This window comes from Fischerella thermalis PCC 7521, from assembly GCF_000317225.1.
Taxonomy (GTDB): Bacteria; Cyanobacteriota; Cyanobacteriia; order Cyanobacteriales; family Nostocaceae; genus Fischerella; species Fischerella thermalis.
This window is the reverse complement of sequence record NZ_AJLL01000023.1, coordinates 57,239-80,326: the sequence shown is the minus strand read 5'-3', so window position 1 is coordinate 80,326 and position 23,088 is coordinate 57,239. Positions and strand designations below refer to the sequence as shown.

Annotated in this window: 23 protein-coding genes, 1 tRNA gene and 1 pseudogene; 11 read left to right on the top strand and 14 right to left on the bottom strand. The window is 41.6% G+C overall.

Going from position 1 to position 23,088, the window contains the following annotated elements:
- Positions 1-33: 33 nt before the first annotated feature.
- Positions 34-594 (bottom strand): hypothetical protein, encoded by a 561-nt coding sequence (locus UYK_RS0105535; protein WP_009457941.1) that lies wholly within the window; start codon positions 592-594, stop codon positions 34-36.
- Between the two features lie 319 nt (positions 595-913).
- On the opposite strand from UYK_RS0105535, the gene UYK_RS27505 reads away from it, so the two are divergent.
- Genes UYK_RS27505 through purT form a run of 3 tightly spaced genes read left to right on the top strand, consistent with a single transcriptional unit; the run spans position 914 to position 2,500 of the window.
- Positions 914-1,042, top strand: a complete 129-nt coding sequence (locus tag UYK_RS27505; RefSeq protein ID WP_009457943.1) for a hypothetical protein — start codon at positions 914-916, stop codon at positions 1,040-1,042.
- A 12-nt stretch (positions 1,043-1,054) separates the two neighbouring features.
- The gene (locus tag UYK_RS0105525) at positions 1,055-1,258 is read left to right on the top strand and encodes a pentapeptide repeat-containing protein (protein ID WP_016871059.1); all 204 of its coding nucleotides are present in this window, start codon (positions 1,055-1,057) and stop codon (positions 1,256-1,258) included.
- A 42-nt stretch (positions 1,259-1,300) separates the two neighbouring features.
- A complete protein-coding gene (gene purT / locus UYK_RS0105520; protein ID WP_009457949.1) occupies positions 1,301-2,500 on the top strand; it encodes a formate-dependent phosphoribosylglycinamide formyltransferase in 1,200 nt (399 codons plus the stop codon).
- 78 nt (positions 2,501-2,578) lie between these two features.
- On the opposite strand, the gene UYK_RS0105515 is transcribed toward purT, so the two are convergent.
- The 4 genes from UYK_RS0105515 to UYK_RS0105500 form a co-directional block, all read right to left on the bottom strand.
- The gene (locus UYK_RS0105515) at positions 2,579-3,595 is read right to left on the bottom strand and encodes a sulfate/molybdate ABC transporter ATP-binding protein (RefSeq protein ID WP_009457950.1); all 1,017 of its coding nucleotides are present in this window, start codon (positions 3,593-3,595) and stop codon (positions 2,579-2,581) included.
- 184 nt (positions 3,596-3,779) lie between these two features.
- Complete coding sequence (yidD, locus tag UYK_RS0105510; protein WP_016871058.1) at positions 3,780-4,370, bottom strand: membrane protein insertion efficiency factor YidD; 591 nt, start codon at positions 4,368-4,370, stop codon at positions 3,780-3,782.
- 157 nt (positions 4,371-4,527) lie between these two features.
- Positions 4,528-5,952: an MlaD family protein gene (locus UYK_RS0105505; RefSeq protein WP_009457952.1), complete on the bottom strand. Its 1,425-nt coding sequence runs from the start codon at positions 5,950-5,952 to the stop codon at positions 4,528-4,530.
- Between the two features lie 180 nt (positions 5,953-6,132).
- Positions 6,133-6,921: an ABC transporter ATP-binding protein gene (locus tag UYK_RS0105500; RefSeq protein ID WP_009457953.1), complete on the bottom strand. Its 789-nt coding sequence runs from the start codon at positions 6,919-6,921 to the stop codon at positions 6,133-6,135.
- A 97-nt stretch (positions 6,922-7,018) separates the two neighbouring features.
- Between UYK_RS0105500 and UYK_RS0105495 the strand changes: the two genes are divergently transcribed.
- From UYK_RS0105495 to UYK_RS0105480, 4 genes are all read left to right on the top strand, one after another.
- Positions 7,019-8,587, top strand: coding sequence for a phytoene desaturase family protein (locus UYK_RS0105495; protein WP_009457954.1), 1,569 nt, complete (start codon positions 7,019-7,021; stop codon positions 8,585-8,587).
- Positions 8,588-8,809: 222 nt separating this feature from the next.
- On the top strand, positions 8,810-8,965 hold the full coding sequence (locus UYK_RS26680) for a hypothetical protein (RefSeq protein ID WP_009457955.1): 156 nt from the start codon (positions 8,810-8,812) through the stop codon (positions 8,963-8,965).
- Between the two features lie 203 nt (positions 8,966-9,168).
- On the top strand, positions 9,169-10,125 hold the full coding sequence (locus UYK_RS0105485; protein WP_009457956.1) for a TIGR04168 family protein: 957 nt from the start codon (positions 9,169-9,171) through the stop codon (positions 10,123-10,125).
- Between the two features lie 73 nt (positions 10,126-10,198).
- Positions 10,199-10,283 (top strand) — tRNA-Ser (locus UYK_RS0105480).
- Between the two features lie 45 nt (positions 10,284-10,328).
- Here UYK_RS0105480 and UYK_RS0105475 read toward each other — a convergent pair.
- The 3 genes and pseudogenes from UYK_RS0105475 to UYK_RS0105470 form a co-directional block, all read right to left on the bottom strand.
- Positions 10,329-10,550 (bottom strand): annotated as a pseudogene (locus UYK_RS0105475) (four helix bundle protein); the annotation flags it as partial.
- A gap of 183 nt (positions 10,551-10,733) precedes the next feature.
- On the bottom strand, positions 10,734-10,835 hold the full coding sequence (locus UYK_RS24840; RefSeq protein WP_373278490.1) for a hypothetical protein: 102 nt from the start codon (positions 10,833-10,835) through the stop codon (positions 10,734-10,736).
- A gap of 499 nt (positions 10,836-11,334) precedes the next feature.
- Positions 11,335-11,547 (bottom strand): helix-turn-helix domain-containing protein, encoded by a 213-nt coding sequence (locus tag UYK_RS0105470; RefSeq protein ID WP_009457959.1) that lies wholly within the window; start codon positions 11,545-11,547, stop codon positions 11,335-11,337.
- 198 nt (positions 11,548-11,745) lie between these two features.
- Here UYK_RS0105470 and UYK_RS24050 point away from each other — a divergent pair, with 198 nt between their 5' ends.
- The gene (locus UYK_RS24050; RefSeq protein WP_016871057.1) at positions 11,746-12,141 is read left to right on the top strand and encodes a hypothetical protein; all 396 of its coding nucleotides are present in this window, start codon (positions 11,746-11,748) and stop codon (positions 12,139-12,141) included.
- A gap of 187 nt (positions 12,142-12,328) precedes the next feature.
- Here UYK_RS24050 and UYK_RS0105460 read toward each other — a convergent pair whose 3' ends face one another.
- Together UYK_RS0105460 and UYK_RS0105455 are read right to left on the bottom strand one after the other, a co-directional pair.
- A complete protein-coding gene (locus UYK_RS0105460) occupies positions 12,329-13,231 on the bottom strand; it encodes a S1 RNA-binding domain-containing protein (protein WP_009457961.1) in 903 nt (300 codons plus the stop codon).
- 99 nt (positions 13,232-13,330) lie between these two features.
- Positions 13,331-14,077 carry a dienelactone hydrolase family protein gene (locus UYK_RS0105455; protein WP_009457962.1) on the bottom strand — a complete coding sequence of 249 codons (747 nt, stop codon included), beginning with the start codon at positions 14,075-14,077 and terminating at the stop codon, positions 13,331-13,333.
- A gap of 310 nt (positions 14,078-14,387) precedes the next feature.
- Between UYK_RS0105455 and UYK_RS0105450 the strand changes: the two genes are divergently transcribed.
- Positions 14,388-15,374 carry a GntR family transcriptional regulator gene (locus UYK_RS0105450; RefSeq protein ID WP_009457963.1) on the top strand — a complete coding sequence of 329 codons (987 nt, stop codon included), beginning with the start codon at positions 14,388-14,390 and terminating at the stop codon, positions 15,372-15,374.
- Between the two features lie 64 nt (positions 15,375-15,438).
- On the opposite strand, the gene UYK_RS0105445 is transcribed toward UYK_RS0105450, so the two are convergent.
- The 4 genes from UYK_RS0105445 to tig all read right to left on the bottom strand — a co-directional run bounded on the left by UYK_RS0105445 (position 15,439) and on the right by tig (position 20,205).
- Positions 15,439-16,350 (bottom strand): alpha/beta fold hydrolase, encoded by a 912-nt coding sequence (locus tag UYK_RS0105445; protein WP_009457964.1) that lies wholly within the window; start codon positions 16,348-16,350, stop codon positions 15,439-15,441.
- A 119-nt stretch (positions 16,351-16,469) separates the two neighbouring features.
- Positions 16,470-17,810 (bottom strand): ATP-dependent protease ATP-binding subunit ClpX, encoded by a 1,341-nt coding sequence (clpX, locus tag UYK_RS0105440; protein ID WP_009457965.1) that lies wholly within the window; start codon positions 17,808-17,810, stop codon positions 16,470-16,472.
- Between the two features lie 9 nt (positions 17,811-17,819).
- Entirely contained in the window at positions 17,820-18,515 is a 696-nt protein-coding gene (gene clpP / locus UYK_RS0105435; RefSeq protein WP_009457966.1) for an ATP-dependent Clp endopeptidase proteolytic subunit ClpP, read from the bottom strand.
- A gap of 247 nt (positions 18,516-18,762) precedes the next feature.
- The gene (gene tig, locus UYK_RS0105430) at positions 18,763-20,205 is read right to left on the bottom strand and encodes a trigger factor (RefSeq protein ID WP_009457967.1); all 1,443 of its coding nucleotides are present in this window, start codon (positions 20,203-20,205) and stop codon (positions 18,763-18,765) included.
- A gap of 608 nt (positions 20,206-20,813) precedes the next feature.
- On the opposite strand from tig, the gene UYK_RS0105425 reads away from it, so the two are divergent.
- Together UYK_RS0105425 and dapA are read left to right on the top strand one after the other, a co-directional pair.
- Positions 20,814-21,857 carry an aspartate-semialdehyde dehydrogenase gene (locus UYK_RS0105425; protein WP_016871055.1) on the top strand — a complete coding sequence of 348 codons (1,044 nt, stop codon included), beginning with the start codon at positions 20,814-20,816 and terminating at the stop codon, positions 21,855-21,857.
- 140 nt (positions 21,858-21,997) lie between these two features.
- Positions 21,998-22,882 (top strand): 4-hydroxy-tetrahydrodipicolinate synthase, encoded by an 885-nt coding sequence (dapA, locus tag UYK_RS0105420; protein ID WP_009457969.1) that lies wholly within the window; start codon positions 21,998-22,000, stop codon positions 22,880-22,882.
- The last annotated feature ends 206 nt before the right edge of the window (positions 22,883-23,088 follow it).

Below are 23,088 nucleotides of genomic sequence, written 5' to 3'. Positions count from 1 at the left end.
TGGTTTTTCCCATTACCTATTACCCATTACCAATTACCGCTCATATTTAACTACAGCTTGCCGTGCCAAAATAGAATTAACGCAATCTACGCTGCCTGTAAATAATTTACAAGGTTTTCTTGCCTCTGATACCCCAACTACAACTCGAACATATAACCCATCATCTAAGTCAATTTTTGACACTTCATAGAGAAATTTTTTGCGAGGATGTACGGCTAATGCAGCGGATAGCGCAGGTGTCGCACAGATAATGGCTTGTTTACCAGCAGGTACGTAATGATCGATAAAAAAATCATGGTCTTTCGGATTGTTGCTCCAACCACTGTTCAAAGTTTTTGAAGGCCAAGATAGACATCTCAAATCGATTCCTTTGTCACTAAATCCTTGGGAAAAAAGTACTTTAGTAACACCAAAAGAATTATTTTTTTGTTTTTTTGCTTCTAAAAGTTGATTTGCTTTATCAATGTCTATGACTCTAGCTCTAAAAATACCAACTGAAAAGAAAGTTATTCCACTGATCAAACCCATCAAGAAGAATGTAGTTAGTATCAGTAAACGTCCTTGAAAATTAACAAGTATTTTTTTTGTTTTCATACTAGTTATTTAATCAATACAACATTAATTTACTTAGCCCTCGACTGGTAATAGGTTATAGATAATAAAACTACCAATTACCAATTGCCATAGTCTTAATGTAATTCAGTCTAAATCATAGTTATGAATACCAGGTATATTGAGTAATTTTCGTGATATGCTGTAGTTTATTTGAAAACCAAAAGATTTTTTAAATTAAAATAAGAATGCTAAATATCACAAATCTCAAATACCGTGAGCCAACCATTTATTTCTGGGAACAAAATTCTCAAACAACTAGGAATAGCACGTTATGATTTTTTAACTAAAATGCACTTCAATGAAGCAAATATCATTTATTAACCGATTTTTTGAGTATCCTAATCAACTAAATTTTTCTAATTTGCTGGGAGCAGGTTTATCTGGCTTAGATTTAGCAGGGGTAAACCTCATCCGGGAAAATTTATAAGGAAGTAGTTTAGTGGATGCAGATCTAATTTTTGCCAATTTTACAGATGCAGACATCACAAAAGCAAATTTACGGGAAGCTACACTTAATGAAACTATATGGATAAATGCTTTAGTTAATAAATGTGAGTTTGGTGAAGGAATTGGTTTAAGCAATCAACAACGTCAAGATTTACTTTTGGGTGGTGTAATATTTAGCTCTTCAAAATTAGATTAAAATGGTTAACCGCACCAAGCGTAGAATATACAGAGATAGACAATGAATAAATTTATAGGTAATTCGATCCAACTACCACAAAAATTAATGTTGCTGGGTTCGGGAGAACTAGGAAAAGAATTTGTAATTGCTGCTCAACGTCTTGGTAATTATGTCATTGCTGTTGATCGTTACGAAAATGCTCCAGCAATGCAAGTTGCTGATTGTGCAGAAGTAATTTCTATGCTGAGTGCTGATGATTTGGAAAGAATTGTTGAAAAATATCGACCGGATTTCATCATACCAGAAATTGAAGCAATTAGAACAGAAAAGTTACTAGAATTTGAAGCAAGGGGAATTACAGTTATCCCAACAGCAGCAGCGACGAACTATACGATGAATCGCGATCGCATCCGGGAACTCGCACACCAAGAATTAGGCATCAGAACTGCAAAATATGGTTATGCTTCTACTCTAGAAGAATTAATTGCGATTTCTGATGAAATTGGTTTTCCCAACGTGATCAAACCTGTAATGTCTTCTTCTGGTAAAGGTCAGTCAGTTGTTAAAGAAAAAGCGGAAGTAGAAAAAGCGTGGAATTATGCGATTGCAGGTTCTAGAGGTGACACTCAAAAGGTAATCGTAGAAGAATTTATTAATTTTGAAATTGAGATTACTTTGCTTACTATTAAGCAATGGAATGCACCCACAATTTTCTGTTCTCCTATCGGTCATCGCCAAGAAAGAGGAGATTATCAAGAATCTTGGCAACCAGCGGGTATTTCCGAACAAATGACAGCACAAGCGCAGGAGATAGCCAAAAAAGTTACTGATGCTTTGGGGGGTGCGGGAATTTTTGGTGTGGAATTTTTTATTACTCAAGATGAGGTAATATTTTCAGAACTTTCACCTAGACCCCATGATACGGGAATGGTAACATTAATTTCGCAAAATTTGAATGAATTTGAACTGCATCTGCGAGCAATTTTAGGCTTACCAATTCCTTGTATAGAACAGTTAGGGGCTTCGGCAAGTGCTGTTATCTTAGCTTCAGAAAAATTAGATGCGATCGCTTATACAGGTGTAGCTGAGGCTTTATCAGAAAAAGATGTAGACATTAGAATATTTGGTAAACCAACTGCCCATCCTTATCGTCGCATGGGAGTAGCTTTAGCGAAAGGCAGCAATATTCAACACGCACGGGAAAAAGCTACAACAGCCGCAAGTAAAGTCAAGTTGATTGAACCAAGGCAGCTATGCTGAGGACATAAGAACTAAAGTTTACCAGATCCCCGACTTTCTTAAAAAAGTCGGGGATCTATGTGATCGAGTATTAGTTTTTCAAATCGAATAATAAAGCGGAAAAGACTTCGCATCCTTCGGCTTCACATACACTTTTTGCTGCGGTTCTAAATTCAATTCATCAAAGCGATCGCGTGTCAAATGTGCTGTTACCACTTGTCCATCATCTAAAGTCAATTCTGCTTGAATTTCCCAACCTAGATGTATCAACCGACTCACCCTTGCAGCTACAGTAGTGCCGTTAGGGGATGTTTCGATAATCACATCTTGGGGGCGCAGGAACATTTCTGGATGTGCCGAATCAAACCCATTATTTTGGAAAATATTTGAAGTACTCGGTAATACGTTTACAGGCCCGATAAAACTCATTACAAATGCTGTGGCGGGATGATCGTAAATTTCCGCAGGTGTTCCAACTTGTTCTACACGCCCTTTATTCATCACCACGATTTCATCAGAAACTTCCATCGCTTCTTCTTGGTCGTGGGTTACGAAAACAGTTGTTACATGTACTTCATCATGCAAGCGTCGTAACCAAGCGCGTAGGTCTTTACGGACTTTCGCATCCAATGCTCCAAAAGGTTCATCTAATAACAATACATTCGGTTCTGCTGCTAGCGCTCTAGCTAAGGCTACCCTTTGGCGTTGTCCACCGGATAGCTGCGATGGATAGCGATCGCCTAGTCCACTCAGCTGTACCAATTCTAATAATTGTTCTACCCGCGCTTTCACCTTTGCTCTTGGCAACTTGCGAATCTCCATACCAAAAGCAACATTTTGCCGCACTGTCATGTGCTTAAATAAAGCATAGTGCTGAAACACAAACCCAATATTGCGTTCCTGCACACTTTGATTGGTGGCATCTTTGCCAGTCAAAATTATTTTGCCACTATCTGGCATTTCCAAACCAGCGATGAGCCGTAGCAATGTTGATTTACCAGAACCTGATGGCCCCAATAAAGCGACCAGAGAGCCACTTTTAATTTCGAGACTCACCCGATCAACCGCTTGGAAACTGCCAAACTGCTTAGATACGTTTTCAACTACTATGCCCACTGCTAGGAACCTCTACAAATCTACGGTTGTTTGATAGGGTTTGTGTATTTCATATATATCATAAAAGTGAAGCACTTTTATGAATGTAAAAATTTTGCTCTAGGGCAGCATAAAATCAATATCAACATAGGAAAAGAAATTAAATTTTATACAAAATATTTTTATAATTTCCTGCCTGCTTGTACTAGTTACCACAGCTACCGCCATCGAGAGAACCACAATCAGCCCCGCTACAATCAAAAGAACCGCAGTCAGGTAAATTACAATCACAATTCCCTAAATCACCAATAGCATTGGCAAAGTCACAGCTCATCTCAGGACACGAACTACAGTCTTGTAAGCTGTTACCGCAGTCTACATTATCACAATTTTTGTGTCTATTGTAACTTTTATTAGAACAGTATTTTCCTGTAGATGAGGATTTATATTTAGATTTATTTGTATTTTCTAATACTTCTTCCTCTTCTTCATCTTCTTCCCCAGACTCAGAGTTAACAAATTGCATTTTTGCCCTTGCCGTCTTCACTCTTTGACAAGAGAGCAAAATTTGGCTAGCCTCTTTACAAGCAGCAAAGCGATCGCGAGACATCAAAAGTCCTGCTTGTAACCCTTCAGTGGCAATTACCCGCTTGATGTACCCAGAACAAGACTCACCACCGTAGAGTACTCGATGAGCGCAAGCAAAGCCTTTGTGAGGAGAAATATACTTTTGATATGCGGTAATTGCAACAACAATAATTTTTCTACTGAGAGAGTCTAACGGGGAAAATTGCATATTTGGAAATTGATCGTGCAAGACTTAGGAATGGATGCACATCCATCTGCAACACCAACAACTCGTTATCGAAGTTTCACAAGTAAGCTTAAGTTTCTTCTTAGAGAAACGTGTGGTTATTTCATCTATCTTTTATTGAGACTGTGATAGTAGTGTTCTATTTTGCTGCTCCTTCCTCCTGCTGTTGTTTTCCGTATTCACGTAATTTCTGCAATAGTTTTTCTTGTGAGGGCGAGGTAGTAAATTCAATAGCTGTTGGTTGAATTTCTTGAGTTGCACTTTTGAAATTTGTAGGTGGAATATTAAATTTCAACTGTGATTGATTGTTTGTTGTTAATGTTGTGGCGTTGGGATTTTTCACTGCTGTTTTGACTGCATTGAGTGTAGATGCGACTTCAATTTGTTGTTCCATTTGTTGAGTGGAAGACAGCAATTGACCTAGACCATTTACCAACTGCCTAAAATTTTCTCGAAAAGTTGGATCACCGGTCAACTCGTCTAAATCTGATGTAATTTTCTGGGCGTTTTCAAATGTTACCCTGGCAGAATCCAGGGTTTGTTGTAACACCAACAAGTTATTAGGATTGTTGAGTGCTTGGCTGGCGTCCCGCAAATTAGCTGAAGCTTGTGCAGCATTGGCGGAGAGGGTTTCTAGGTTTTGGATTAACTCTCCCTGTGTTAAGCGATTGAGAGTAGGTGATAAACTACTAACTGTAGTTCTGAGTTCAGTGGTGGTTGCCGTAATATTATTTAAAGTGCCAACCAAAGAAGAGCGATTACTTTTTAGCAAGGTATCCAAATTTTTAATCAGTTGACTTGCTTGATTCGCTGTGAGGCTGAGATCCTTTGCTGTGGAACTAAAAGCATTCGCTGTATTACTAAATTGATTGGTTGTTTTAGTTGTAGATGCACTGATTTGCTCTGCTGCATTTGCAACTGAATTTGTGGCAGTTGACAAACCACTTAATTGCTTTTGCGTAGTTTTAGTCAAGTTGGAAAGATCGCGGCTGAGAACAACGACTTGAGCTGCTGCCTTAGAGGCGTTTACTAATGTATTGTTGAGGTTATCGTAGATTTGAGGCTGAGTATAAATGTTGGCAAAAACAGTACTGCTACGAATTAACTCATCCAAACTGATACCAATTTGACCTTTTAACCGTGAACCATTACAAACGATGAGGCTCGGATCGCAATCTCTGTCTAATGGTTTAGAAACATCTACGCCACTCGGTAATGGTGATTTAGGCGTAATGTCAATTATACTTTCGCTAATCAGACCCGATTGATTCGCTTCTACCTTGACATCACGGGGAATAATTAGGTTCGGATTGGCAATTTCGATTTCCACTTCTACATTATTTGGCCCCGGTCGGATTGCAGCAATATTGCCTACTTTGACGCCGCGAAAGCGAACTATTGCTCCTTTTTGCATCCCGCCAGCATTGGCAAATTCCACAAAAGCTTTGTATGAACTTGCAGCAGCCGTAAATCTTGTTAACCAGAGGATAATCATTCCAAACACACCCACTCCTAAGAGCAGTAGTAAACCCACAGAACCTTCTCGAAATGTGCGCGATCGCATTTTTTATCCTCCGTCTTAGATTTCTAGATTTTAGATTAGGTTGTGGTTTGTTGGTTGTTGGTTGTTGGTTGTTGGTGGTTAGCAGTTATTTAGTCAGTAATTAATTTATTTATTATTAACCCCCGATACCCCACCCTGCGGGAAGCCGCGCAAAGCGTGTCTACACACTCCCCACACTCCTCATCCTGCTACCTGAATTGGTCCAGATATACTACCACTCATAAATTGCCTGATTAAAGGATTATCTGTATGGTCTAGTTCAGCAACTGTACCTTGCCACTGTACTTTACCCTGATACAGGAATACTAGCCTATCAGCTGTGCGACGGATGGTACTCTCTTGGTGAGTCACAATTGCGTAGGTGCTACAGACTCCTTGTGTAAATCGCAACCGTCGAATTAAATCTTCGATCACGGTTGAGGCGATGGGGTCGAGTCCAGCAGTAGGTTCATCGTATAGTAAAACCTCTGGTCCTTCTTTGGGATTTTCGGGATTAGACATAATTGCACGCGCAAAACTTACCCGTTTTCGCATTCCTCCAGATAGTTCCGCAGGATAGCGATCGCCTATTCCTGGTAATCCCACCATTTCTAATTTTTCCTCAACTAACTTGCGAACTTGCGATCGCGACAGTTTTGAGTGCTGATAGAGAAAGAACCCGACATTTTCATCAACTGTGAGTGAATCAAATAATGCTGCCTGCTGAAACACCATACCAATGCCAACCGGATCAGCACCATCCTCTATCAATCCTTTGCGGCGTACGCCTTGTACAATAACTTCTCCAGTATCTGGAGCAATTAAACCTGCAATCACACGTAAAATTGTTGATTTACCAGTACCACTAGGACCAATTATCCCTAATGCTTCTCCTCGGTAAATCCTCAAATCCATGTTATCTAAAACCTTATTGTCACCAAAGGACTTGGAAACACCTTTTAATTCAATTAATGGTTCGTCATGGGTCATTGGTTAATGGTCAATACTCAAGGGTCAATGGTCAATACTCAAGGGTAATTGATCATTTGTTATTAGTATTAGACAAGAGACAAAGGACAAATGACAAATGACAAAGGATAAATATGATGTCATCGTCATCGGCAGCGGTATTGGTGGGTTGTGTGCTGCGGCCTTACTGGGGCGTTATGGTAAACGCGTAATTGTCTGCGAAAGTCACACAATTGCTGGTGGTGCAGCTCATAATTTTAGACGTCGGGGATTTGAATTTGATTCTGGGCCTTCATTTTATTGTGGTTTGACAGATATCCAGAGTTTAAATCCCCTAAAACAAGTTCTGGATGTAATCGGCGAATCTGTGGCAGCGGTTCGCTATGACCCATTAGGACATTACCATTTTCCCGAAGGAACTTTGGCAGTTTACAGTGATGGCGATCGCTATCGGCAAGAAGTAGCTAAAATTACTCCTGTTGGTGCCGGGGAATTAGAACAGTTTGAACAGCGTCTGTTGCCTTTATATGATGCCATCAAAGGTATCCCCGCCCTGGCACTGAGAGCAGATTGGCAATTACTACCTGTGCTGCTGGGGCGTTATTTACCCTCTTTGTTAAAGATGTTACCTAATTTGCCCCTTGTCCAGGCTTCTGTAGGTAATGTCATGGATGCTACTGTCAAAGACCCTTGGGTAAGACGGTTGATTGACCTAGAATGCTTTTTATTATCGGGTTTAAAAGCACACGGGACAATTGCCCCCGAAGTAGCTTTTATGTTAGGTGAACGTTCTCGTGCTGGCGTTGAGTACCCTGTGGGTGGCAGTGGAGGAATTGTGAACGCCTTAGTGCGGGGATTAGAACGCTGGGGTGGTAAGTTGCTATTGGGGTGTCATGTTGAGCAAATTTTGGTGGAATCGGGAAAAGTTGTAGGTGTACGGTTGCGATCGCGAAGGAAGGATAATGAGACAAAAGGACAACAGAGCAGTCTTGATTTATCGGAGTCTTCTATTCTGAAAGCGCCTATAGTAATTTCTAATGCCAGTATTTGGGATACCTATACTCAGCTATTAGATCCTGATCATTTACCTGCATCTGAACGTCAAGCAGCTTTAGCTACACCAACTGTCGATAGCTTTATGCATTTACACTTAGGTATACGTGCCGATGGTTTAGATAATTTAACGGGACATCACGTAGTAATTCACGAAGCTAATCAAGATATCACTACACCAGGGAATACCTGTATGGTATCAATTCCCAGCGTCTGGGATGCAAAACTTGCCCCCCAAGGACATCATGTAGTCCACGCTTACACTCTAGAACCTTATACTGGATGGGAACGCAGTGATGGATATGAACAAAAGAAACGGCAGAAAGCAGAAACTTTATACCGCGCCCTAGAAAAAATAATCCCAGATATCAAACAGCGTGTGGTGTTAGAACTGATTGGTACACCCCTAACCCATGCTTATTATTTACGAAGATATCAGGGAACCTACGGCCCTGCGATCGCAGCAGGTAAGGGCATGTTTCCAGGAACCCACACACCCATCCAGGGTTTGTATCGTGTAGGTGATAGCACTATGCCAGGAATTGGTGTCCCTGCGGTAGCCGCATCTGGGATTTTGTGTGCGAATACGTTGGTGGGAGTAAAGCAAATGCAGGAATTGTTGAAATTTTTATAGCTGACAAATTACTTTGGGAGTGTGTAATAAATCCATCCTCCTCGACATCACCTAACCACTACCCCTGTTAAGGTGGGTGTAAAAGAATTTAAATTCTTTGTGTCTTAGTGTCTTGGTGTTTCAAAAATCATCTTTTTCACCACCAAGACACCAAGACACCAAGAAAGGTGACAAAACAATACAGCAAGCTTTTTTACAAAAATACATTGTAGAAATGAATATATGTTGCACAGACAAATTCATCAATGGTTTGTGCAGGGTAATCAAACAAGTAATAAAGTTTACGCCGAACTGTTTTTAACTCCCAGTTCCGATCCTTGGTTAGGACTCGCACCCGATGATATCTATAGTGCAATTGATCATGATGGGGTGAAGTGACAGTTATCAGATAAGTTCATCCTCCGCCTCAAACCAGGGTATTTTGTGGTAATAAGTAATAATGCTCATTACCGATTACCGATTACCAAAGTTGGCGGGCTATCAAAACTCCTACCCCTCGAAACAGATTAGTTCTCCCGCCGACTTTTGGTGAAATCATAAGACAATTTTGGGAGTTGTGCCAAAATCCTGATGAATTGCCTATGCTGGAAGCATATGGCAAGGAAAGTGGCATGACCAGTCAGACAACTAATTCAAAAACATTGAAAATCGCTGTAGTTGGAGATGTTCACGACCAATGGGAAGTGGAGGATGGCAATGCACTTAAGCATCTTGGTGTTGATTTAGTGCTGTTTGTCGGGGATTTTGGTAACGAGTCGGTAGAAGTGGTAAGAGCGATCGCATCCCTTGATATTCCCAAGGCAGCAGTGATGGGAAACCACGATGCATGGTACACTGCCACAGAATGGGGACGGAAAAAGTGTCCCTACGACCGTTCTCAAGAAGATTGGGTGCAGGAACAGCTAGATTTATTAGGTGCAGCCCATGTTGGTTATGGGAAACTGGATATTCCTGCTTTTAACTTGACAGTGGTGGGGGGACGTCCCTTTAGCTGGGGTGGGCCAGAATGGCGATTCGCTGATATCTGCAAAGAACGATATGGTGTCACGGATCTGGATGAGTCCGCCGCCCGGATTTTTGCCGCAGTCAAAAAGGCTGCTTATGAAACAATTATTTTTGTTGGTCATAATGGCCCTTCTGGGTTAGGCGATCGCCCCGAAGATCCCTGTGGTAAAGATTGGCATCCTATCGGTGGTGATTTTGGCGATCCAGATTTAGCTGAGGCGATTTCTCTGACTCTCACTGCTGGTAAAACCGTTCCTTTGGTGACATTTGGTCATATGCACCACACGTTACGACACACCAAAAAAGTGTTGCGCAAGCGCGTGTTTAGAAGTCCAGAGGGGACAGTTTACTTAAATGCAGCAGCTGTGCCGAGAATTGTAGATACTGATGGTCAAAAACTGCGGAATTTTTCAATTGTGCTAATGGGAAATGGTGTCGTTTCCCAAGCTTCTAGTATCTGGGTTGGCAACGACTACAAAGTAGCTGAAGAAATTTTGTATGAAAAATCCCGTTCAGTAGTGCAAACTGCATGAATTTGAGTTATAATGACTTACTGGTCAGCTTTTTTAGCTGACGGCTGACGAATATATTTCGGCAGCTTTTTTTGGAGAGGTGGCAGAGTGGTCGAATGCGCTCGACTTGAAATCGAGTGATGTGAAAGCATCCGTGGGTTCGAATCCCACCCTCTCCGTTAAGGAATTAAAAATGAAAAATTAAAAATTAAAAATTGAGGAAGTTAAGAATTAGATGGGTGGCGTCGGTCACTATTTTTGGAGACTATAATAGCGCCCAAAATTCTTGTCAGTTCTTCGGCTTCGGTTTGGAGGTGGCTAATCCTTTCTTGAGGTATTATTTCAGATGCAACGAGTAATTTTAGCCAATACCGAGTTTCACGTGATTCTTTGAGCGCAATCATCATTTTGCCAATCAAATCTGCTTTACTTTGTGCAGCTTGCGCTTGTTCTACATTATATCATGTTCGCTTAAATACTTATACTGTCGCGTGGGCTGGTAATAGGTAATGGGTAATCGGTGAGACTACTTCTTGCCGTCTTGGCTTCTGCCGAGATGGCAAAGTAGCGAACCCGAAGGGTAATCGGAAAAACCAATGACCAACACCGAAGCATAAAATTGTAAGCAATTAACCGAACTTGATATTAGCTCCGATAGATGTTCCTGATCTTAATAATTGTTGAGCAAGGGTTCGCGCTACTCCTGGTTTGTCATCAAGAAACTGGCACAATTTGACTATGCGAATTGAGAAAGTAAACGTGCGATCGCAACTTTTAATTGCTGTCGTAGTCTGTCTCTGTGAATAGCTACTCTCAAAGCATTTCCCTTGCGTGTTATTTCCACATACGATTCCACAGTTGCGGGCGCGCTCTACCAAATAACTTTTATTAAATAATTTAAGCCAGCCGCACCAACTGCGACCATAGCCAAAGTGGTTGCTTGCGAACGACAATGATAATAGAGTAATCTTATCCCTATTCCCAAACAAATCAGAAGCAAGAATACGGGTTCACCTAGAAAAGTGATACCCAGGATTATGCGATCGCCTATGGGTGTATGTATCTGCCGAATTGCCAGTAAAATGCTTTGGTCGAACGTTTGAGTTTCTTGTTATAGAACTTCCGTCGGCGATTTGAGCAAATACCCACAAAGCTAGGGCTGATAGTAACAGCCCCATCAACCGAATGCTGAATATCAAGGAAAAATCCGCGATCACATCTAATACCAAACTACTCTTCTACTACTTCAACCAAGTCTTCAATCATCACATCCAATGCCCGCGCCATTTTCAAAATTGAGGTAAAATCTACCATTGCTAACCCTGGCGATCGCGCGTAAGCTCTCACTGAACTATAGGCTACTCCCGAACGGTCAGAGACATCTTTTAACGTCCAACCTTTTTCACCTGCAAATTCCCTAATTCGTAGCCTAATCAATCCCATCTTAATCTTGACAAATGATGAAATTCTATCGTTTAATTATTACACTTTAAATTAAAAAACGATCTCCCCCCGGTGTAGGAAACTGAAGGGCGATCGCATTCGCATTCAATCAAATCTCTTTTTTCAACGGATACAGCATCCGTAAAAAGCTATCCACGAAGGGATTTGGATGTATCCATCTCAAAAGGATTTGTCTATATGTTATCATTACCCACACCAAAAGCGATTGTCATCCGTGAATCAAAAATTGTCCACAAATCCCTAACCATCAACCCATTAGCCAGATTTGTCACAGAAGAAGCTGTTTGCTTGATGTTCAATCTCAAGCCAGAAAGTATTTATGTTATAGAATGCTGGCGCTACATGGTTTACGTCCATGCCAAGGGTGTGAGTAAGTTTGTCAGTTATGCAGATTTTCCGCCGATTGTGGGAGTCCGCCCACCAACTCAAGCAGAAAGGGCCAAATGGCGCAGGCGTTGGCGAAAGCAGTTAAACCCAGAATACAGAAAGCAAGCTCCTAAATGGTGGACAGAGTTTTTTGCTGAGGAATTTTGGCAAGCCCCAGGAGAACCTGCACTTGCTTTGTTGGCGTGATTTAGTAGAGTCAATTAAATTTGCATTTAATGAAGAAAGTTTGCAGAAATTACGAAAAGAGTTGTTATATATTTCCGCTTGAATATTTATATTATCCGTCCTTGTCGGTAATTGGTAATGGGTAATGGGTAATTGGGCATTGGAAATAACCAACAACTAACCACTAACCACTAACCACTAACTAAAACTATTCAGTAATCTTCTTCCTGGCTCTTTCTGCACGTGCTTCGGCACTTGCCATCACTTCGGTCATATTCTCCAATACTTCACCAGGGAAGTTTTCTAAGACTCTGGTAGAGACAGCAACCCGATTTTTCCCCTCATCTAAATCAATAATTACAGCTTTAATTGACTGGCCAACTTGGAATACTTTTTCCAAATTGTCAATAAATTTTTGAGTGATCTGCTTGATATGAAGTAAAGCACTCACGCCATCTATATCTACAAATACACCAAAAGGTCTGATACCACTAATTTTTCCTTCTACCAACTGGCCTAGTTCAAAGGTACTGAAGCTAGCGGAACGAGTCGCTAAACGCTGGGAAAGTATAAGTTTTTTGTTATTGCGATCAATTTCTAAAAAACTAACAGTCAGAGTTTGTCCTTTGAGAGATTCTAAATTATCACGTTCTAGCAGGTGCGATCGCGGAATAAATCCTCGTAAACCTTGCAGATCAACAGTAACACCACCTTTATTGACATTTAATACCCGCACTTCTACGGTCTGAGAATTCTCCCGCATTTGGGCTAATCGTTCCCAAATGTGTTTAATTTCCAACTGTCGCCGTGAGAGAGTGACTTGACCTTCGGCGTCTTGTTCGCGAATGATTAAAAATTCTAATTCCTCATTTAGCGGTAGCACCTCAGACAAATCTGTGACATTTCTCAAAGCAGCCTCTTCACGAGGAATAAAGGCAGACGATTTGCCACCAATATCCACATAAGCACCATCAGGATCTAACTGGAATACTTTCCCATGTACTACCTGTCCTTTTTGAAACTGGTAGTCGTGTTTTTCCAGTGCTTTGGCAAAATCATCTAGTGAAAACGATGAATCGGCTTTGTGAGAAAGTTTAGTTTCAGAATTCATGACCTGTGAAGACAAATTGTTAATTAGTCTAGAGTCTAGAGTCCATTGTTCATTGTCAAGAGTTTTTCATGACTCTGACAATTGACCCTTGACAGTTGACTATTTTTGTAGTTGCTGTGCAAACAGTTGTTTTACCTGTTCCCAAGCATCGGCGGCAGCTTTAGGATTATAGCTGCCACGTTGGTCACAGAAAAATCCGTGATCAGCTCCATCGTAGCGAAACACGCGATGAGGAATTTTATATTTTTCTAACTCTGCTTCAATTTGGTCTACCTGTTCAGCAGGAATGCTAGCGTCCTCCATGCCAAAGAAAGCATAGAGAGTGCCGGAAATGTCTTTTGTACGGGTAATGGTGGGATCGCCGCCTCCTGGTGTGGCGTTAGTAATGCGTGCGCCGTAGAAGGAAGCAGTAGCTTTAATATCTGGCAGAGTGGCTGCTAGATAGGCGACGTGACCGCCAAAGCAGAAACCTATACAGCCGAAACCATCTTTTTTTACGTGCGGTAAAGTTTTGAGGTAGTCGATCGCACTTTGAATATCACTTAATAATTCCGATGCTTGGCTTTGTCCCCAAGCATAGACTCTACCCACCTCTATATCTGCTGGTGTGTAACCTGTTTCAAAACCGGGGGCGACACGTTGAAACAGTGCGGGAGCGATCGCTACATAACCTTCACGAGCGATACGTTCTGTAACATCCCGGATGTGGGAGTTAACGCCAAAAATTTCCTGCAATACTATAATTCCTGGGTAAGAACCTGGTTCTTGGGGCTGGGCTAAGTAAGCAGCTATTTCCAAATCCGCTTGTGAGAGATTAACTGTTGCGGTATCGATTGCTCGTGCCATAACAAATTTTACCAGTACTATGTATTATTTTAGATATACCTATGCAAGTACCTCTAGGTTATTCCAAATCAAATTATCAACTACTGGTAATGAACGCACTATCGTACTATAAATTTCCCTCGAATAATTTGAATATATAAATAAAATATTTAACAAGTAAAATTTGTAGCTGGTTACAGTATGCTCTAATGCAGTGTGGCAAAAATAACTATGCAGTCAAAAAGGCTAAAAAACCAAATTATATAAGCTTTGTAGCTTTCTGCTTGCAGCCTAGCTGCCTTCTTATACCAGCATCTTGGGAGGCTCGGTGATGATTCAGTTCCGTATTCAGCCAGACAGTGAAATTCCCGCATCTACTCAACTGTTTAATCAAATTAGGTTTGCGATCGCCTCTCGGCAATATCCCCCTGGTTATAAATTGCCGAGTACACGGGCGCTGGCTATGCAAACTGGGCTACACCGTAATACCATTAGCAAGGTTTATCGCCAACTCGAAGATGACGGACTGGTAGAAAGTCTTGCTGGTTCAGGTATTTACGTCCGCGCCCAAGGCCATGAAGGTGGTAGCAAACTGCAATCACCGATTCTCAAAGAAAATCCTCAAGCATACAAGGTTGTGCAACAAGCACTAGATGAGTTACTGTCTCACGGCTGTTCACTCAATCAAGCACGAGAGATCTTTTTGGCAGAAATAGACTGGCGCTTGCGTTGTAGCGCCCGAGTATTAGTAGCTGTTCCAGCTGGTGATATTGGTGCTGGAGAATTAATGGTGTATGAATTAGAACAAAGCCTCAAAATACCAGTACAGCTAGTCACAATGGAAGAATTACCTGCTGTACTTGATAAAACCTCCTCTGCTACCGTTGTTACCAGTCGATATTTTATCGGTGAAGTAGAAGTGATTGCTGCTCCTAAAGCGGTGCGGGTAATTCCCTTAGATATCCAAGACTACGCTAAAGAGTTCAATCTTTTGAAAAACCTACCAAAAGACAGCTGTATTGGTATAGTCAGTTTAAGTTCTGGCTGGCTTCGAGCCGCAGAAGTTATTCTCCACGGTCTACGGGGAGATGAAATACTCGTGATGACTTCACAACCAAAAGATAGTTACAAACTTCAAGCAATGGTCAAGCGGGCGCAGGTAATTTTTAGCACAGACAAACCTAGTTTTGCTGCGGCACAAGCAGCTTTACACAACTGTGTTGAAGATATTATTCGTCCACCCAAACTCATGTGTGGTGAAAATTATATCGGTACTACATCGATTAATTTGCTCAAAAGAGAATTAGGATTGGGTTAATGGTTGTTTGTTGTTTGTTCCAACCAACTACCAATAAACAACAACCAAACACATAAAATGAATATTAACCATTAACCCTTGACAAAAATTCCCGCACCCGTTGCAGGTAAGTTGGTGCATCTTCCAACATTGGAAAATGGGCAGTTCCAGGAATCATCACATATTCAACTGCTTGATTCAGTTTTGCTGCCTGACGTCCCATCTCGGCAGGAATAATTTTGTCATATTCTCCTGACACTAGCAGCGTCGGCACAGTGATTTTAGTAAATTCCTGGGGCATTAATTCAGCAGCAGCTTTACTGACAGAAGTAAAAATTGTGCCTAAAGCTGCATCGTAATCAGCGAGGAGAAAATCTTGTAAGAAAGCACGCCTTTCTGCTGTTGGTATAGGGCGATGCAGAAACCGTGCCATAAACATTCTATCTACTAAAGGTATTTTTGCTAACCATTGGGGACGAAATTTGACGACGTAGCTACCGAACTTATGAAAGGCTGCAAAGGCTTTTTCGTCGTACTCAAAAACACCACTACAGGTGAGAATTGCTTTTTCTACTCGTTCTGGGTAGCGGTTAATAAATAGAGTAGCGATGGAAGCACCCATAGAATGGGCATGAATGTAAGCGCGTTGAATTTGTAATTGATTCAACAACGCTGCTAAGTCGTGGGCGTATTCTTCTAATTCGTAGGTTAATTGTGTAAGTGCTTGTAATTCTTCCTGGGGAGAATCGGACTCAGCAACGACTTCACTAGCTTTAGTGACAGCAGTCGGCTTACCACGCGAACGTCCAAACCCTCGTAAATCATAAAGCAGACAATCAAATTCTTCCAATAAAGCTGTTGCAGTACTTTGCCAGTACCTAGCGGAACCAGCCCAACCGTGTACAAAAACCATCACTGGTTTAGGTTGAGAAATAATGGATGGTTTTCGTATCCACTCGTAATAATGCTCTACGCCACGGACATTAATGTAAGACATCTCCAAGAGGAGGTGGTGAGGAGTAGTCAGAGGTGGGGAACTCGGGGCATTGGGAAATGGGGAGGCTCAGAATCTTTTTTCCCTGTGTCACCTTGTCGCCGTGTCCCCGTATCTTTAGTTTATGCTGATTCTGGCTTGGGTAGGGAAGAAGGATGCACTAATAGCTCAGCAGTGGAACGCTTCTCTACCATTTCCCGTGTGACTGTGCAGCGACTGACGTCTTTACGAGACGGCAACTCATACATGACTTCCAGCATTAGCTCTTCGACAATACCCCGTAATGCCCTTGCACCAGTTTTACGACGATAGGCTTCTTGAGCGATCGCTCGTAAAGCTTCCGGTTTAAACTCTAACTGGACGTTATCCATCTTCAGCAGTTTTTGGTACTGCTTGACTAAGGCACTACGTGGTTGAGTCAATATCGCCATCAGTGCTTCTTCATCCAGCGGATCTACCACTGCCACCATTGGTACACGCCCAATGAATTCGGGTATCATGCCAAATTTGACTAGATCATCTGGTTCTAAATGCCGCAGAGTATCTGCTGCCCGCTTTTCTTTTGTTTGACCTTCCCCTGGTTGCACAAAGCCTATTGACTTTTTACCAGTTCTCTGCTCCACCACTTTCTCTAAGCCAACAAAAGCACCACCGCAGATGAACAAGATATTGCTAGTGTCAATCTGGATGCAGTCTTGGTAGGGGTGCTTACGTCCGCCTTGGGGGGGTACGTTGGCAACTGTCCCTTCCAGCATTTTCAACAAAGCTTGCTGTACGCCTTCACCAGATACATCCCTTGTAATCGAGGGATTTTCACTCTTGCGAGCAATTTTATCGATTTCGTCGATGTAGATAATTCCCCGTTGCGCTTCTTCGACATCCAAATCTGCTACTTGCAGCAGTCGCAACAAAATATTTTCCACATCTTCGCCCACATACCCTGCTTCTGTTAGGGTAGTAGCGTCAGCCACAGCAAAGGGTACATCCAGAATTTTTGCCAGAGTTTGGGCAAGAAGAGTTTTGCCACAACCTGTAGGGCCAATTAGAAGAATATTGGACTTTTGCAGTTCAACGGCATCATCAGTTGCTCCTTTGCCATTGTTTTTAGACTGAACGATCGCCAGTCGCTTATAGTGATTGTAAACTGCTACTGATAATACTTTTTTGGCTTCGTCTTGCCCGATTACATGTTCGTCTAGATACTTTTTAATCTCTCGTGGTTTGGGGATTTGGTTGAACGAGAGACTGGTGGAGCGGGCACGGCGTTTTTGAGGAGCTTCTGACCGTTGTGCTGGTTGCGACGCAGCACTATTTGTGTCAAGCAACTCTTCATCTAGAATTTCATTACACAAGTCAACGCATTCATCGCAGATATAGACTCCCGGTCCAGCGATTAATTTACGCACCTGCTCCTGAGACTTACCACAAAACGAACATTTTAAATGGGAGTCGTACTTAGACATACCAGCCTCTTATTTCAGAATGGTGACGTTTTCCCCTGCTGCGGGAAGATTTTGCCTGGTGATGACCTGATCGATCAGTCCATAATTTTTTGCTTCTTCAGCCGACATGAAAAAGTCCCGGTCAGTATCAGCTTCTATTCTTTCTAATGGTTGACCAGTATGGTGTGCCAGTAACTGATTCAATTTGCCCTTAATGTAAAGAATTTCCCTTGCTTGAATTTCTATGTCAATTGCTTGCCCTTGAGCGCCACCAAGGGGTTGGTGAATCATTATCCGCGAATCAGGTAAAGACATACGTTTACCCGCAGTTCCTGCTGCTAGTAAAAATGCTCCCATGCTAGCGGCTAATCCAAAGCAAATGGTCACAACATCCGGGCGAATTTGCTGGATTGTATCATATATCGCCATCCCTGCATATACTGAGCCACCAGGAGAATTAATGTATAGCTGAATATCTTTTTCGGGATCTTCAGCGTCTAGGAAAAGTAATTGAGCAACGATGGAGTTAGCAACGGTATCATCTATTGGCGTTCCCAAGAAAATAATTCGTTCTCGCAGTAGGCGGGAGTAGATATCAAAAGCCCGTTCTCCCATGCCAGATTGCTCTACCACCATCGGCACGATGTTACTCGGGCCGTTCTGGGCGCGAATTTCAAAAGGACTCAAACTGCTAATTGGGTAATTCCCCGACTGCGATACAAGCATACAGACAAATGTTTGACTTTTAATTTAACAGTGGGTGAGACAGCATATGCTGCCTGTGATGAGCGAATGGTTTTTTATTTTAGGTATGTGTTAACCATTATGCCTCATATAATTTCTTATCGTGTGAATACAGTATGAATATGGGGGAAAGGAGAGAACTAATTCAGTTACCAGTTATCAAATTAAACTGTTAACTGTTAACTGAATTCATGCCCAATCCCCGATCCCTGATCCTCTATCCCCAAATTTATTCTGCCTCTTCTGTTGGGGGGGTTGCCTCTTGTGCTATTTCCTCAGCATCTGTGGTAATCTGTTCCTCGCTTTCGGCTGTTGGGGCTGGTGATTCTTCTTTTGCACTCAAAGAACCTTCGGGTACTAGTTCAACTGTTGCATGTTCCAGCAGCCAGTTGATTGTTTTTTCGGTCAGCAGTTCGTCTTTGACGTATTCTTGCAGTCGGTCTGGGTCATAATCTTGCCCAGATAACTGTTCGGTAAGTTCTTTGACTTTGCTGGCGACCTCTTCATCAGTAACTTGAATAGACTCGCGTTTGCTGATTTCTTCTAGGGCTAGGGTTCGCTTGAGGCGTTCTATGGCTTCATCACGAGAACGCTGACGTAATTGCGGAATCACATCGGCAGTAAAAAACCTCTTGACATCTAGCCCTTGCTGTGCAAGACGCATAGCTGTTTGTGTGAGCATGTTATCGACTTCCCGTTCAATCATTGTTTCTGGCAAGTCAATTTCTACATGCTTGAGCAGTTCCTTTAACAGGGCTTCCTGCTTGTTCTCTTTAGTTTTTTGTTCCGCTTCTTTTTGGAATTTCTCTTCTAGGTCAGTGCGTAATTCAGCCAAAGTCTCTTTTTCACTGACATCTTTGGCGAAGTCATCATTCAACTCTGGCAGTTCTTTTTCTTTGATTTCTTTGAGGGTTACAGTGAAAATAGCTGGTTTTCCAGCTAAATCTTCATTGGCATAGGGTTCTGGAAAAGTTGCAGAAATTTCCTTGGTTTCTGTGGGCTTCATTCCCACTATGCCTGTGACAAAACCAGGGATAAACTTGTCTTCCTGTAACTCTACTTGAAAATCAGTGGCTTCACCGCCAGGTATTGCTTCTGGTTCTGCTGCTTCGTCTTCACCTTCAGCTTTGGCTAGTACGCCTTTAAAGTCAACTACGACAATATCACCCAACTGTGCTGGGCGTCCTTCTACAGGAATCAATGTCGCCATTTGTTGGCGTTCATTTTCCAGGACTTGATCCACTTTGGCGGGGTCGTAGGTGATTTCTTCAGCTTTGATATGTAAATCAGTGTACTGATTCAACTTGACTTCTGGTGGCACATCGACAGTCGCCGAAAAAGTCAAGGGCTTACCTGGTTCATAATTATTAATCAAGTCATCAAACGATGAACGTAATTGTGGTTGTCCGATCGCCTTGATATCTTCTTGTTTGACGGCTTCTGTAATGCCATCTTGAATAAGTTCTTCTAGCGCTGCTGCCTTAATTCGAGTTGTCCCTAGGCGCTGTAGCAGTATCTGCCGTGGCACCTTGCCTTTACGAAACCCAGGAATGTTGGCAGAACGGCTTAAATTTTGGATGACTTGTTCGTAGGTTTGCTTGGTTTTTTCTGGTGTAATCTCTATTTCCAGACCGATTTGACTGGAGGGAAGTTTTTCCTGGGTAACTTTCATGCTTTAGTCTCTATTTGCTTTCTGCTAGTATTTTTTTACTTATTGCTTCTACAACAGACGTCAAACTTCTCGTTTGCTGGGCTGTTCCTCATTGGCAGAAAATCTACCCACAAGGCTTGATCAGCTTTATTGAATCTATGTTGATGAACAGAGATCCAGTTTACTGCTAATGCGAAAGCTCTTGACACTTTAGCGCAAATCAGTTTACGTATCTATAACCCTAACAAAGAGGTGTAGGGAAGTGAGGGTATTGGGGTGTCGTCAGAGTCATATTTTTATTCATCCTGTGTACACAGTTAATAATGGCTGCTTATAAGCATTTTGCTCAGTTAATATCGAGCCATAGTAAAATGACTAACACTAAAAAGGGATCTTGCTGTATAATATACGATCTATAAAATATTAAAGAAATTAATAGTTATTAATTGTTGTAAAGTACAATATAGGTTTTGTAACAGTAAAAAACAAATGTATTAAATTAATAAATAAACTTTATTAAGGTAAATCATCAAGGTTTGTAAAATTATTAAGAGTCTGTAGTTTTAATAGATGCGTAAATTGTAAATTGACTCAAAAATTCAAAAAGAAACTTCAAGGAGGAAGCCAGTTTGTCTAATTCCTATTGTGTAGCTATTTTGGGTGCGACTGGTGCTGTCGGCAGGGAGTTGTTGGAATTATTAGAAAGTCGTAATTTCCCGGTTTCAGAATTAAAGTTATTAGCATCAGAACGTAGTGCAGGGCAAAAACTAACGTTCAAAGGAGAAGATTTATTAGTAGAGCCAGTTAGCGATCGCGCCTTTGAAAATGTCGATATAGTGCTAGCGAGTGCTGGAGGTTCCACCTCCAAGACATGGGCGCCGATAGCCACAGAAAAAGGTGCAATTGTTATCGATAATTCCAGTGCGTTTCGCATGAAGGAAGAAGTACCTTTAGTTGTTCCTGAGGTTAACCCCCAAGTAGCAGCAAACCACAAAGGTATTATTGCTAACCCCAACTGCACCACAATTTTAATGGCGGTAGCAGTGTGGCCTCTACACCAAATCAAACCCATCAAACGTATTGTTGCAGCTACATATCAATCTGCCAGTGGTGCGGGTGCAAAAGCAATGGCAGAAGTCCAAGCTCAAGCTAGAGCTATATTAGAAGGCAAACAACCAGCTGCGGAAGTCTTTCCCTATCCCTTGGCTTTCAATTTATTTCCGCACAATTCCCCATTAAATGATTGGGGATACTGCGAAGAAGAAATGAAGATGGTCAACGAAACACGGAAAATCTTCGGTGATCAACAGATAAGAATTACTGCTACCTGTGTACGGGTTCCCGTACTGCGCGCTCACTCAGAAGCGATTAATCTAGAATTTGAAAGTCCATTTAGTCCAGATGAAGCCAGAGAAATTTTAAGTAAATCTCCTGGTATAAAATTGGTGGAAGATTGGCAGAAAAATTACTTTCCCATGCCCTTTGATGCCACCGGAATTGATGAAGTTTTAGTTGGTAGAATACGTCAGGATATTTCCCATGCTTGCGGTTTAGAACTGTGGTTATGTGGTGATCAAATCCGCAAAGGAGCTGCATTGAATGCTGTACAAATTGCGGAATTATTAGTAGAAAAAAGTTTACTTAAACCAATTCCTTCATTGGTGAATGGGTAACGGGTAATTGGTAATTGGTAATTGGTAACCAACCAACAACCAACAAACAACAATCTACCCTTGAAAGTAATTTGCAAATAGGTTATTACAATAAAGAACCACCAAAACACAAAAACAAAAAAATCAGGAGTAAAAATAGGGTGGTAGATTTTGGTAGAGTTTTAACCGCAATGATTACGCCGTTTAAAGAAGACGGCAGTGTTAACTATGATGTAGCAGCAAAACTAGCAGAGCATCTAGCAAATAACGGTACTGATACAGTGGTGGTGTGTGGCACAACTGGAGAATCTCCTACATTAAGTTGGGAGGAAGAATATCAGCTATTTTCCGTTGTGTTAGAAGCGGTAGCAGGAAAAGCATTGGTAATAGCAGGATGCGGTTCCAATTCCACCAAAGAAGCGATCGCCGCTACTCAAAAAGCAGCTAAAATAGGAGTACACGGTGCTTTACAAGTTGTTCCGTACTACAATAAGCCACCACAAGAGGGACTTTACCAACATTTTCAAGCCATAGCCCAAGCAGCTGGTGACTTGCCTATTTTGTTATACAATGTACCGGGTCGTACAGGTCAAAACCTCAGTTCCGAAACAGTTGCTCGGTTAGCTGAAATTAAAAACATTGTTGGTATAAAAGAAGCAAGTGGAAATCTGGATCAAGCAAGTGAAATCCGTCGCTTGACACCAACAGAATTTCAGATTTACTCTGGAGATGATTCTTTAACATTGCCACTGTTAGCAGTTGGCGCTAAGGGTGTTGTTAGTGTAGCTTCTCATCTTGTAGGTAATGAACTACAACAGATGATTCAAGCCTTTAATTCGGGTCAAATGAAGGTCGCTATAGACATTCATCTGCGGCTTTTTCCCATATTTAAAGCTTTGTTTGTAACCACAAATCCCATTCCAGTTAAAAAAGCATTACAACTTCAAAACTGGCAAGTTGGTTCAACGCGTCCGCCTTTGTGCGAAGCTGACGCAAAAGTTACTCAGAAGTTGGAAGTTGTGATGAAGGAACTTAATCTTATCTAATAAAACTGGCATCTAACCTACTTTGGCACTCAAAGATACATTAGAAGAATTTAATAATAATTCTCAGTAATTTTGAAAGTGTGGCATACAAAAAGCCTATGTTACCACAGAAAAATTACTAATAAATTCTTTGGTGTAGAGTTATTTTTATCAAAAATATCTAAGCAATAAACAAGCTCATAAAAACAGGACTACAAGAAAGCAGA